We start from the raw sequence: 11,868 nt of genomic DNA on the forward strand, positions 1-11,868 counted from the left end.
GGCGCGGCTGGCGGTGGCGGCGGCCAGCGCGCCCCGGCTGGCGCCGTCGGCGACCGCGCGCTGGGTCTCGACCCGCTCGCGTTCCAGCCGCAGCGCCTCGGCGCGGGCGGCCAGCGCGTCGAGCCGCTGGTCGGCCTCGCGCCGGTCGATCGCCGCCAGCACCGCGCCGGCGGCGACGGTCTGGCCGTCGGTGACCGGGCGTTCGACCACCCAGCCGTCGATCCGGCTGCTGATGGTGATCATGTCGGCCATCACCCGGGCGTCGGTCTCGGTGACGTGGCCGAGCCGGCCATAGCCCCAGGCGGCGGCCCCGCCGGCGGTCAGCAGCAGGCCGAGCCCCAGCAGCAGCGGGCGGGGCGGGGCGATCATGACGGCCCGCCCGGTTCGAGGGGGCCCGACTCGAGATTCAGGGTCATCCGCCGCAGCGCGGCGTGACAGGCGGCCAGCGCCTCGTCATCGAGCCCGGCCAGCGCCTCCTCGCGCAGGGTGCCGGCGATCGCGGCGATCCGGGCGATCAGCGGGGCGGCGGCGGGGGTCAGGGTGACGATCTTGCTGCGGCGGTCGCTCGGGCAGTCGCGCCGCTCGATCAGGCCGCGCCGTTCCAGCCCGTCGAGGACGCGGACCAGGGTCGGCCCCTCGACCCCGACCCGGATCACCAGCTCGCGCTGGGGGAGCGTGCCGCCGCAGCGGTCGAGATGGAGCAGGATCACCCATTTGGCCTGGGTCAGGCCGAGCGGGGCCAGCCGCTCGTCCAGCCGCGCCCGCCACAGTCGGGCCAGCCGCCCGAGATCGAGACCGATCCGCTCCCGTTCCGCCAGCGGCATCGCACCCTCCGCAATTTGATTGGTTGCTATTAAATAGGCATCTATCGAAATCGCGGCAAGGGGAAAGGGCGGGGCGGGGGGAAAGGCAATCGAATCAAGGCTTCCCCCCGGTGCGGGCGGCCGCGCTTGGCCCTTTGCCATATTTCGCTTTGGGGATATCTCTGACGTATAGGACTATAGGACCAAAAGCCGCAAGGCTTTCTCGCCCAATGCGCGCCGCCGAAAGGTGGCCATAATCAAAGCATTGTTAATGAAGCTTTAGTCGCTTCTGTTCCCCCCGCCATAGGCTGAGTCCCTTACTGATTAAAATCCTAAAACGTCCCGGCGAAGAAGCTTGAGTTGCCGATTACGTTTACGTAAACGTTATAAAAAACAATGGGAAAAATCCCGTTGGTCGAACAGGAGAGGAAAAAAAATGGCCGACGTCGAACAGCATTTACGCGAAGCCTTGCCCCGTCTGACCCAAATTGGCGCGGTGGTCCGGTTCGATCTCGACTCCGACGGATCGTGGGTGATCGATGCCCGCTCGGTCCCGGCGACGCTGACCGAGGCCGATCCCGACGACGAGGCCGACGCGGCTTGCGTGATCCGCTGCTCCTCCGACAATCTGATTCGGATGATGGAGGGGCGGATGGACCCGATGCTCGGCTATGCCCTCGGCAAGCTCAAGGTGGTCGGCTCGATCGGGGTGGCGATGAAGCTGGTCGGCGCCATCGCCTGAAGCGTTGGTGGACCGCCCCCCCTTCGGCCCGAACCTGACGGAACGACGCCCGCGTTTGCCCCGGGCGTTGTCTTTCCAGGTTCGATCGCTGCACGAACTCCGAGGAGAGGATCCCGATGAACCGTTTCGTTGCGACGGCTGCCGTGTTGGCGGTCGGCCTGCTGCTGTCGCCCGCCGTCCGGGCGGCGGGCGAACCGACCGTGCTGACCTACGAGATCCGCAAGGAGGGCGAGCCGATCGGCCGCGAGCGGGTCAGCCTCGACCGCGAGGGCGAGTCCGCCCGGGTCCAGGTCGAAACCCACACCAAGGCCCGGGTGCTGTTCATGGATTTCCACTACGACCACCGCCGCGAGGAACGCTGGCAGGACGGCCGGCTGGTGCGGATGGTGGCCGATACCGACGATGACGGCACCCGCACCCACACCGAGGCCGAGCGCGGCGGCGGGGCCTGGGCGGTGCGGGTCAACGGCGAGGCCGGCCAGCGCCCGGCCGAGGCGCTGCCGCTGACGCTGTGGAGCCGGGCGATCGTCGGCCATGGCCAATTGTTCGGGGTGATCGACGCCAAGCCCTATGCGGTCGAGGTGGTGACGCTCGGGACCGAGACCATCCCGCTGCCCGACGGCGGCAGCGCCCGCGCCGACCATGTCCGGGTGTCGGGCGACATCGAGCGCGACCTGTGGTACGGCCCGGACGGGTTGTTGCTGCGGGCCACCTTCACCCGGGCCGGCTATCCGATCGAGATGGTCCGGCTCGGCCGCAAGTGATCCCGTCCGCCCGGCGCCCGGGGCGGCGCCGGGCGGGGCGTCCGTCCAAAACGGGAACATCGTCGTTCCGAGGGGAAGGGGAGGGCATGCCCATTACGTAAACGTAAACCTATTGACGAAACGAGAATGGACGGTTAGCGTAAGAGCAATGGCGACGCTAAGATCGCCGCGGGAGGAAACCACACCATGTCTCAGATCATTCGCCATCCGGCGTCTTTGGGGGTGTTTGGCCTGTTGGCCGCCATGTCGGCCAGCGGTCAGGCCGAAGCCGCCGGCTTCGCCCTGCGCGAGCAGAGCGCGGAAGCGTTGGGCAACGCCTATGCCGGTTCGACCGCCAAGGCCTACGACATCAGCACCATTTATTACAACCCGGCCGGCATGGCCCGGCTGGAAGGGTCGCAGACCGGCGGCAGCGTCACCTGGATCATGCCGACGGCCGAGTTCGATGGCGTGTCGACCCGGGGCAACGGCGCCCGCAACGGCGGCGGCACCGGTGGCGATGCCATCATGGACGCGGCGGTGGGGGCGACCTACGCGCTGTGGGACATCAATCCCGACTGGAAGCTCGGGGTGGCGGTCACCGCGCCGTTCGGCCTGCGTTCGCACTACAAAAGCGATTGGGTCGGCCGCTACAACGCTCTGACCAGCAACATCACCAACATCAACGTCAGCCCGTCGCTGTCCTACCGCATCAACGAGCATCTCTCGATCGGCGGCGGGCCGCAGATCGACTATACCTCGGTCACCCTGTCGCAGGCGATCGACTTCCGCGCGGTGGGTGCCAATGACGGCAAGATGACGGTGCAGGGCGACTCGATCGGTTTCGGCGGCGACCTCGGCCTGTTGTGGGAATTCGATCCCACGGCGCGGGTCGGCCTCAATTACCGCTCGCAGGTCCATCACACCATCCAGGGCAAGGCCCGGTTCGAGGGCATTCCCACCGTCGGCGGCCTGTCGACCAACCCGGCCTTCGCCTATGGCACCGCCGAGGCGACGCTGACCACGCCGGACACCGTCTCGCTCGGCTATTACCAGGACATCACCCCGCGCTGGGCGGTGATGAGCGACCTGCAATGGACGCAATGGTCGACCTTCCGCACCCTGCGGATCGAATATGCCAACGGCCGCAATCCGTCGGTGGTCGAGGAACATTGGCGCGACACCTGGTTCTTCTCGGTTGGCGCCACCTACAGCACCGAGGATTGGGGCAAGTTCCATTTCGGTACCGCCTACGACCAGTCGGCGGTCAAGGATGCCCATCGCACCGCCCGAATCCCCGACTCCAACCGCTACTGGCTGTCATTCGGCTACAGCTACGATTTCAGCCCGGGTAATCAGCTCAATTTCGGCTATGCCCACCTGTTTGCCGACAAGGCCAACATCAATGACGTGTCGAAGACCTCGCTGGCCACCAACACCTTGACCGGCCAGTACGACAGCAGCGTCGATATCGTCAGCCTTGGCTTCAACATGAAATTCTGACCCCGCGCGACCCCGGTCCTGCCGGACCGGGGTCCTTGCGCCCGGGTTCTCAACCAGAAGGCAAGAAGCGCCGGCAAGTGATCGCGAGATCAGCACGAGCGCCGCCCACAGGACAGGGAGGGTTCCTTCAGGTGACCAACGCATTCAATCCGGCTTCGGCCAGTCTTGCCCTCGGCCCGGTCGCCGATCTGCTCGATCGGGCGGTGGCCCGTTTCCCCGGCCGTCCCGCGCTCGATTTCTTCGGCCGCCGCACCAGTTATGCCGAGCTGGGCGCGCTGGTCGAGCGCGCCGCGCGCGGCTTCCAGCATCTCGGCGTGCGCAAGGGGGTGCGGGTCGGCCTCTGTCTGCCCAACACGCCCTATTTCGTGATCTGTTACTACGCGGTGCTGAAGGCCGGCGGGATCGTGGTCAATTTCAACCCGCTCTATGTCGAGCGGGAGATGAAGCACCAGATCGAGGATTCCGGCACCACCCTGATGGTGACGCTCGACCTCAAGCAGATCTATCCCAAGGTCGCGGCGATGCTGGAACAGACCTGCCTGGAGCGGGTGGTGGTCTGCCCGATGAGCGGGATCCTGCCGGCGGTCAAGGGGGTGCTGTTCTCGGTGCTGCGCCGCTCGGAATGCGCCGAGGTGCCCGACGACCTGCGCCACGTCTCGTTCGCCCGGCTGATCGGCAATGCCGGCGGGCCGCGCCCGGTGGCGATCGACCCCGCCCGCGACGTCGCGGTGCTGCAATATACCGGCGGCACCACCGGGGTGCCAAAGGGGGCGATGCTGACCCACGCCAACCTGACCGCCAACACCGCCCAGCTCGAAGCCTGGGTCGCCGGCACCGGGCTCAATGCCGGGCAGGAGCGGATGCTGGGGGTGTTGCCGCTGTTTCACGTCTTCGCGATGACGGTGGTGATGAATCTGGGGGTCAGCCTCGGCTGCGAGCTGATCCTGCTGCCGCGCTTCGACCTCGACCAGGTGCTGAAGCTGATCGCCCGGCGCCGGCCGACGGTGTTCCCCGGGGTGCCGACGATCTACACCGCGATCAATGGCGCGGCGGAGAAGCGGACCGACCTTGACCTGTCCTCGCTGAAGATCTGCATCTCGGGCGGCGCGCCGCTGCCGGTCGAGGTCGCCCACCGCTTCGAGCAGCTGACCGGCTGCCGGCTGGTCGAGGGCTACGGCCTGTCCGAGACCTCGCCGGTGGTGACCTGCAACCCGCTGGTGGGCGAGCGCCGCGACGGGGCGATCGGCCTGCCGCTGCCCGGCACCACCATCGAATTGCGGGCGCCGCACGATCCGACCGAACTGGTCCCCCCGGGCGAGCGCGGCGAGATCTGCGTGCGCGGGCCGCAGGTGATGGCCGGCTACTGGAACCGTCCCGGCGACACGGCGGCCGCCTTCGTCGATGGCGCGCTGCGCACCGGCGACATCGGCCAGCGCGACGAGGACGGCTATTATTATCTGACCGACCGGATCAAGGACGTGATCCTGTGCGGCGGCTTCAACGTCTATCCCCGGGTGATCGAGGAGGCGCTGTACCAGCACCCGGCGGTGGCCGAGGCGGTGGTGATCGGCATCCCCGACTCCTATCGCGGTCAGGCGCCCAAGGCCTTCGTCCGCCTGCGCGAGGGGATGAGCGTCGAGCCCGAGGAACTGCGCACGTTCCTCGCCTCCCATGTCTCGCGGATCGAACTGCCGAAAAGCATCGAATTCCGCGAGCAATTGCCCAAGACGATGATCGGCAAGCTGTCGAAACGCGAACTGGTGGCCGAGGAAATGGCGCGGGCCGAACGCCGCGCCGATCCCGCCCGCCGCGACGCGGTCTGACCGCTTCCAGCCCAGCCTTGTGAACAGGACTATGACCATGGCGGTTCCGCATGCTATCACACCGACGTATAGGGAAGCTTCCCTCCCTCCACGTCACTTTCTCGCCCGATGGACAGCCTGCCGACATGGACAAACTTTATTCGGTGACCGAGCTCGCCCGCGAGCTGGGGATCACCCCGCGCACCATCCGTTTTTACGAGGATCAGGGGCTGATCCGGCCCCAGCGCGCCGGCAATGCCCGGATCTACACCCATCGCGACCGGGCGCGGATGATCCTGATCCTGCGCGGCAAGCGGCTGGGCTTCAGCCTCAAGGACATCAAGGAATTTCTCGACCTGTACGTGGTGGACACCACCCAGGTCGAGCAACTCCGGCTGCTGGTGACCAAGGTGCGGGGGCGGATCGCCCTGCTCGAGGACCAGTTGCAGGCGGTGCAGACCTCGCTGTCCGAATTGCGCGACATCGAGCGGATCAGCCTCGAAACGCTGCGCGGCAAGGGCATCGAGTCCTAGGCCTTTTCCCCTCGTCGTTTTTGCGCAGGGCTCTGCCCTGCACCCGCCAGGAGCCGTCGGCTCCTGGACCTCTCCGGTCTGTCGTTCGGGGCGGGCGCCTTTCCTCGGCCCCGATCCAGACCCAGGGGTTCCAAGGGCCTTGCGGCCCTTGGCGGGTGCAGGGCAGAGCCCTGCGTTTTTGCACGGGCCCCGTTCCTTCCTTTCCAGTGGAGACACGTCGATGAGCAAGGTGGTTGTCGCCGGGTACGCGCGCTCGCCCTTTACCCCGGCCAAGAAGGGGGATCTCGCCCCGGTCCGTCCCGATGACCTCGCCGGCCAGGTGGTGCGCGCCCTGGTCGCCCGCGCCGGGATCCCGGCCGCCGACATCGAGGATCTGCTGCTCGGCTGCGCCTTCCCCGAGGGCGAGCAGGGCTTCAACCTCGCCCGGCTGGTCGGCTTCATCGCCGATCTGCCCCAGGCGGTCGGGGCGGCGACGCTCAACCGCTTCTGCGGCTCGTCGATGAGCGCGATCCATGTCGCCGCCGGCTCGATCCTGGCCGGGGCGGGCGAGGCGTTCGTCTGCGCCGGGGTCGAGAGCATGAGCCGGGTGCCGATGATGGGCTTCAACCCGCTGCCCAACCCGGCGCTGGCCGAGCGGCTGCCGGCGGCCTATGTCAGCATGGGCGAGACCGCCGAGACCGTCGCCGCCCGCTGCGGCATCTCGCGCCGGGCCCAGGAGGAATTCGCGGTCGAATCCCACCGCCGCGCCGCCGCCGCCCGCGACCAGGGCGCGCTGTCGGCCGAGATCATCCCGGTGACCGGGCCGAAGGGCCATGTCGCCGCCGATGGCTGCATCCGTCCCGACACCACCCTCGAAGGGCTGGCCGAGCTGAAGCCGGCCTTCTCCGCCGACGGGGTGGTCACCGCCGGCACCGCCTCGCCCTTGACCGACGGCGCCGCCGCGGTGCTGATCTGCTCCGAGGCCTACGCCCTGCGCCACGGCCTGCCGGTGCTGGCCCGGCTGAAGAGCTTCGCGGTGTCGGGCTGCGCCCCCGAGGTGATGGGGCTCGGCCCGATCGGGGCCAGCCGCAAGGCGCTGGAGCGGGCCGGGATCTCCGCGTCCGACCTCGACGTGATCGAGCTGAACGAGGCCTTCGCCAGTCAGGCGCTGGCCTGCATCGGCGAACTCGGCCTCGACCGGGCCAAGGTCAATCTCGACGGCGGCGCGATCGCGCTGGGCCATCCGCTCGGCGCCACCGGCGCCCGCATCGTCGGCAAGGCGGCGGCGCTGCTGGCGCGTGAGAAGGGCCGCTACGCGCTGGCGACCCAGTGCATCGGCGGCGGCCAGGGCATCGCCACCGTGCTGGAGGCGGCGTGATGAGCGCGCTCGGCACGGTGGTGCCCGACGTGGCAGCGGCGGCGGCGGGCGATCTGCCGCCGATCGCCCGGGTCGCGGTGATCGGCGCCGGCACGATGGGGGCGGGGATCGCCGCCCAGGTCGCCAATGCCGGCATTCCGGTGCTGCTGCTCGACATCGTTCCCGACGGCGCCGCCGACCGCGACGCCATCGCCAAGGGGGCGCTGGAGCGGCTGAAGAAGGCCGAGCCGGCGGCGCTGATGAGCCGCGCCGCCGCCCGGCTGATCAGCCCCGGCAACATCGAGGACCATCTCGACCGCATCGCCGGCTGCGACTGGATCATCGAGGCGGTGATCGAGCGGATCGACATCAAGCGCGCCCTCTACGCCCGGATCGACGCGGTGCGCCGCCCCGGCAGCGTGGTGTCGTCCAACACCTCGACCATTCCGCTGGCCCATCTGGTCGAGGGCCAGTCGGCCGCCTTCGCCGCCGATTTCTGCGTCACCCACTTCTTCAACCCGCCGCGCTACATGCGGCTGCTGGAACTGGTCGGCGGCCCGGCCACCAGCCCGGTGGCGCTGGAGCGGGTGCGCCGCTTCGCCGACCTCGCCCTGGGCAAGAGCGTGGTGGCGGCCAAGGACCGTCCCGGCTTCATCGCCAACCGGCTCGGGGTCTACTGGCTCCAGGCGGCGGTGGTCGAGGCGTTCGAACTCGGCCTCGACATCGAGGCGGCCGACGCGATCATCGGAAGGCCGTTCGGCATCCCCAAGACCGGGGTGTTCGGCCTGCTCGATCTGGTCGGGCTCGATCTGATGCCGCATGTCAATGCCAGCCTCGCCGCCGCGCTGCCGGCCGAGGACCCGTTCCATGAAATGAACCGGCCGCTGCCGCTGGTCGAGCAGCTGATCGCCACCGGCTATACCGGGCGCAAGGGCAAGGGCGGCTTCTACCGGATCAACCGCGAGGCCGGCAAGCGCAAGGAGGCGGTCGATCTTGCCAGCGGCGAATTCCGCCCGACCCGCAAGCCGGAGATCGACGCGCTGTCCGTCGCCGGCCGCGACCTGCGCAAGCTGCTGAGCCATGACAGCGTCCATGGCCGCTATGCCTGGGCGGTGATGGGCCGCACCCTGACCTATGCCGCCGCCCTGCTCGGCGACGCCGCCGACACGGTCGAGGCGATCGACGAGGCGATGCGGCTTGGCTACAACTGGAAGTTCGGTCCGTTCGAGCTGATCGACCGGCTCGGCGCCGAGTGGCTGGCCGAACGGATCGCCGCCAGCGGCTGGGCGGTGCCGGCGGCGCTGCAACTGGCCGGCGGCCGGACCTTCTACCGGGTCGAGGCGGCCCATCGCGAGGTGGTCGGCCTCGACGGCGCCTATCGCCGCCTGCCGCGCCCGCCCGGGGTGCTGCTGCTGGAGGACGTCAAGCTGGCCGGCCCGCCGCGCCTGAAGAACGGCTCGGCGGCGGTGTGGGACATCGGCGACGGCGTTGCCTGCTTCGAGTTCACCAGCAAGATGAACTCGCTCGATCCCGACATCATGGACCTGCTCGGCAAGACCATCCGTCTGGTCAAGAAAGAGTTCAAGGCGCTGGTGATCTACAACGAGGGCACCCACTTCTCGGCCGGGGCCAATCTCGGTCTGGCCCTGTTCGCCGCCAACATCGCCGCCTGGACCGAGATCGAGCAACTGGTCGCCGCCGGCCAGCAGACCTACCGCGCCCTCAAATACGCGCCGTTCCCGGTGGTCGGCGCCCCGTCGGGGATGGCGGTCGGCGGCGGCTGCGAAATCCTGCTCCATTGCGACGCGGTCCAGGCCCACGCCGAGAGCTATATCGGTCTGGTCGAGGTCGGGGTCGGCCTGATCCCGGCCTGGGGCGGCTGCAAGGAGATGCTGCACCGCTGGAGCACCCTGGGCGGGTTGCCGCACGGGCCGATGCCGCCGGTGGCGCGGGCGTTCGAGATCCTCGGCACCGCCACCGTCGCCAAATCGGCGGCCGAGGCCAAGGAACTGCTGTTCCTGCGTCCCACCGACGGCATCACCATGAACCGCGCCCGGCTGCTGGCCGACGCCAAGGCCAAGGCGCTGTCGCTGGTCGAGGGCTACACCCCGCCGACCCCGCCGGTGCTGACCCTGCCGGGGCCGAGCGGACGGGTGGCGCTGGAAATGGCCCTGCGCGGCCTGGGTCAGCAGGGCAAGGCCACCGCCCACGACATGGTGGTGTGCGGCGCCCTGGCCGAGGTGCTGTCGGGCGGCGCCGACGCCGACATCCTGGCGCCGTTGAGCGAGGATGCGGTGTTGGAACTGGAGCGGACGACCTTCAACCGGCTGGTGCGCCATCCCGGCACCCTCGACCGGATCGAGGCGATGCTGCTGACCGGCAAGCCGTTGCGCAACTGAACAAAAAAAGCGCGGGCGCTGCCCGCACCCGCCAAGGGCCGGGGGCCCTTGGATCCCCTTGGGGGGGTGGTGCCCGCGCTGGCAAGGGAAGGGACTTCACGATGGCCAGCTATTCCGCGCCGTTGCGCGACATGCGTTATGTGTTGTTCGACCTGCTCGACGGGGAGTCGCTGGCGCGGCTGCCCGGCTGCGAGGATTTCACCCGCGACCTGATCGACCCGGTGCTCGACGAGGCGGCCAAGCTGTGCGAGCAGGTCTTGCACCCGCTCAACCGCTCGGGCGACGAGGAAGGCTGCCGGCTGGAAAACGGGGTGGTGCGGACGCCGCAGGGCTTTCCCGAGGCTTACCGGCTGTTCCGCGAGGGCGGCTGGACCTCGATCGGCTGCGATCCGGCCTATGGCGGCCAGGGCTGGCCGAAGAGCGTCGCCACCCTGGTCGAGGAGATGATCTGCTCTTCCAACCTGTCGTTCGGGATGTATCCCGGCCTGTCGCACGGCGCCTATGTCTCGCTGCACGCCCATGGCAGCGCCGAGTTGAAGGATCTCTATCTGCCCAGGCTGGTCGATGGCACCTGGGCCGGGACGATGTGCCTGACCGAGCCGCATTGCGGCACCGATCTCGGCCTGCTGCGCACCAAGGCGGTGCCGCAGGAAGACGGCAGCTACAAGATCACCGGCACCAAGATCTTCATCTCGGCCGGCGACCATGACCTGACCGACAACATCATCCATCTGGTGCTGGCCCGGCTGCCTGACGCCCCCAAGGGGGTCAAGGGGATCAGCCTGTTCCTGGTCCCCAAGCGGCTGGTCGATGCCGAGGGCAATCCCGGCCCGGCCAACGGCGTGTCGTGCGGGGCGCTGGAACACAAGATGGGGATCAAGGCCTCGGCCACCTGCGTGCTGAACTTCGACGAGTCCACTGGCTGGCTGATCGGCGAGCCGCACAAGGGGATGCGGGCGATGTTCGCGATGATGAACACCGAACGGCTGTCGGTCGGCGTCCAGGGGCTGGGGCTGGCCGAGGCGGCCTATCAGGGTTCGGTCGCCTATGCCCGCGAACGGATCCAGGGCCGCGCCCTGTCGGCGCCGGCCCATCCCGAACTGGCGGCCGACCCGATCATCGTCCATCCCGACGTCCGCCGCATGCTGCTGACCCAGCGCGCCTATATCGAGGGCAGCCGCGCTTTGGCGCTGTGGGTGGCCCGCGCGGTCGATGACGAGGAACGCGCCGCCGATCCGGCCGAACGGGCGGCGGCGGGCGAGTTCGTCGCCCTGCTGACCCCGGTGGTCAAGGCGCTGCTGACCGACCTTGGCTTCGAATCGACCAATCTCGGCCTCCAGGTGTTCGGCGGGCACGGCTACATCCGCGAACACGGGATGGAGCAATATGTGCGCGATTGCCGCATCGCCCAGATCTACGAAGGCACCAACGGGGTGCAGGCGCTCGACCTGATCGGGCGCAAGCTGCCGGCCCAGGCCGGGCGCAACCTGCGCCGCTTCTTCCATCCGGTGTCGGACTTCATCAACGCCCGGATCGAGGACGAATCCCAGGCGGCGCTGATCCAGCCGCTGGCCAAGGCGTTCGTCCGCCTCCAGCAGGCGACCGCCCACATCGCCCGGGTCGGCCTCGCCAAGCCGGACGAGGCGGCGGCGGCGGCGACCGAGTATCTCCGCCTGTTCGGGCTGGTGGCGCTCGGCTACCTGTGGGCGCGGATGGCCGAAATCAGCCGGGGCAAGCTCGACGACGATCCCGACGGCTTCCACCGCGCCAAGCTGGCGACCGCCCGGTTCTACATGGACCGGCTGCTGCCGCAGACCGGGGCGCTGTTCTCGATCATCATGGCCGGGGGGGAAAGCATCCTCGGGTTCGAGGAGGCGGCGTTTTAAGACGAGGGCGCTGCCCTCGACCCGCCAAGGGCCACAAGGCCCTTGGATCCCATCACTTGGAGGTCGTCCGACCGGCGCGGTTGCAACCCTGGGCGCCGGTCGCGTGAAGGACAAGGACTGG

Annotated in this window: 9 protein-coding genes and 1 pseudogene; 8 read left to right on the top strand and 2 right to left on the bottom strand. The window is 68.9% G+C overall.

Features of this window, described 5'->3' with window-relative positions; all coding sequences use genetic code 11:
* Both ACFSNB_RS10255 and slyA read right to left on the bottom strand, forming a co-directional pair.
* Window positions 1-369: pseudogene (locus tag ACFSNB_RS10255) on the bottom strand (biotin/lipoyl-binding protein); the annotation flags it as partial.
* Window positions 366-824 (bottom strand): transcriptional regulator SlyA, encoded by a 459-nt coding sequence (slyA, locus tag ACFSNB_RS10260; RefSeq protein ID WP_377316164.1) that lies wholly within the window; start codon window positions 822-824, stop codon window positions 366-368. The gene slyA and the pseudogene ACFSNB_RS10255, both read right to left, overlap by 4 nt.
* A 415-nt stretch (window positions 825-1,239) precedes the next feature.
* Here slyA and ACFSNB_RS10265 point away from each other — a divergent pair, with 415 nt between their 5' ends.
* The 8 genes from ACFSNB_RS10265 to ACFSNB_RS10300 all read left to right on the top strand — a co-directional run bounded on the left by ACFSNB_RS10265 (window position 1,240) and on the right by ACFSNB_RS10300 (window position 11,747).
* Complete coding sequence (locus ACFSNB_RS10265; protein ID WP_377316166.1) at window positions 1,240-1,545, top strand: SCP2 sterol-binding domain-containing protein; 306 nt, start codon at window positions 1,240-1,242, stop codon at window positions 1,543-1,545.
* Window positions 1,546-1,661: 116 nt separating this feature from the next.
* Complete coding sequence (locus ACFSNB_RS10270; RefSeq protein ID WP_377316168.1) at window positions 1,662-2,309, top strand: DUF6134 family protein; 648 nt, start codon at window positions 1,662-1,664, stop codon at window positions 2,307-2,309.
* Between the two features lie 186 nt (window positions 2,310-2,495).
* A complete protein-coding gene (locus tag ACFSNB_RS10275) occupies window positions 2,496-3,791 on the top strand; it encodes an OmpP1/FadL family transporter (RefSeq protein ID WP_377316170.1) in 1,296 nt (431 codons plus the stop codon).
* A 131-nt stretch (window positions 3,792-3,922) separates the two neighbouring features.
* Window positions 3,923-5,614: a long-chain-fatty-acid--CoA ligase gene (locus ACFSNB_RS10280; protein WP_377316172.1), complete on the top strand. Its 1,692-nt coding sequence runs from the start codon at window positions 3,923-3,925 to the stop codon at window positions 5,612-5,614.
* Between the two features lie 125 nt (window positions 5,615-5,739).
* Entirely contained in the window at window positions 5,740-6,126 is a 387-nt protein-coding gene (locus ACFSNB_RS10285; protein ID WP_377316174.1) for a MerR family transcriptional regulator, read from the top strand.
* Window positions 6,127-6,346: 220 nt separating this feature from the next.
* A complete protein-coding gene (locus ACFSNB_RS10290) occupies window positions 6,347-7,483 on the top strand; it encodes a thiolase family protein (protein ID WP_377316176.1) in 1,137 nt (378 codons plus the stop codon).
* Window positions 7,483-9,861 (top strand): 3-hydroxyacyl-CoA dehydrogenase/enoyl-CoA hydratase family protein, encoded by a 2,379-nt coding sequence (locus ACFSNB_RS10295; protein WP_377316178.1) that lies wholly within the window; start codon window positions 7,483-7,485, stop codon window positions 9,859-9,861. The genes ACFSNB_RS10290 and ACFSNB_RS10295 overlap by 1 nt, the downstream gene beginning before the upstream one ends.
* Window positions 9,862-9,962: 101 nt before the next feature.
* Window positions 9,963-11,747, top strand: a complete 1,785-nt coding sequence (locus ACFSNB_RS10300; RefSeq protein ID WP_377316180.1) for an acyl-CoA dehydrogenase C-terminal domain-containing protein — start codon at window positions 9,963-9,965, stop codon at window positions 11,745-11,747.
* Window positions 11,748-11,868 lie beyond the last annotated feature (121 nt).

The organism is Phaeospirillum tilakii, assembly GCF_042683125.1.
In the GTDB taxonomy this organism is placed as follows: domain Bacteria; phylum Pseudomonadota; class Alphaproteobacteria; order Rhodospirillales; family Magnetospirillaceae; genus Phaeospirillum; species Phaeospirillum tilakii.